This is a genomic window from Mesorhizobium sp. M0437 (assembly GCF_040321335.1).
Classification (GTDB): domain Bacteria; phylum Pseudomonadota; class Alphaproteobacteria; order Rhizobiales; family Rhizobiaceae; genus Mesorhizobium.
Map to the genome: position 1 here is coordinate 1 of NZ_JAMYRK010000242.1, position 802 is coordinate 802.

An 802-nucleotide genomic window follows, 5' to 3' on the forward strand; every position below is an offset into this window, starting at 1 on the left:
CACGTCGGCCGAACTCGCCACCCTCAATATTGGAGATCCAGTCTTTTTTAGCGGCCATGTCATGAAGTCAAGCGATGGCACGCCGGAGGAGTTGACAGAAGCGGAGCGTCTTCTGGCAATCGAAATGAGCGGATGGCTCGAGGGCCGCAAGATTCCGGCCGTGTATATGTCGCTTGCGTGCGGCGCAGACATTATTTTTGCCGAATTGGTATTAGAAGCCGGCATTCCGCTCAATGTCACATTGCCCTTCACCGTCGGCCGCTTCTGTGACCTGTCGGTGGCAATCGGCAACGGCGATGACATTGCGACGGACTGGGTCGCGCGATATTTTGCCTGCCTCGATCAGGCCGCTACCGTGACCGAACTGTGGAGGCACGAGGTAAGGAAAGCTGAGGTCGATTACCACTATCTCAACACCAACAGACATCTAGCCGGTGAAACGATTTTCGCGGCAGCCGCTTTGATGACCCGACCGCGTATGCTCGCTGTTATCCATCCGCAAGCCGCCGCGAGCAAGGCTGGCGCCAAGAACACCTTGGCCGAGTTCGTGGCGCGAGGCTTCAACGCAGATGTCATAGATGCGCAGTTGCGCCGCAAGGACTCGCCCACGGACCCGCGCGGCGCTGACCCTTTCGCGCCGATAGTTTTTGCCTTCGCGCGCTCGCAACAGGACAATGCCGAGATTCGGCGGCTGCTTGACGAGACAGGCTTTGGCATCCGGGCGCTGAAAGATCGCCGGATCGCCGGACATTATATGCCGTCCGGATTTGAGGAGGCGCATTTCACAGCGTCGCGCTTGGCA

The 802-nt window shown here is 58.7% G+C and carries 1 protein-coding gene; it reads left to right on the top strand.

Going from position 1 to position 802, the window contains the following annotated elements; genetic code table 11:
- A partial coding sequence (locus NKI72_RS35255; RefSeq protein ID WP_352852294.1) for a hypothetical protein occupies window positions 1-802 on the top strand: 802 nt, incomplete at both ends.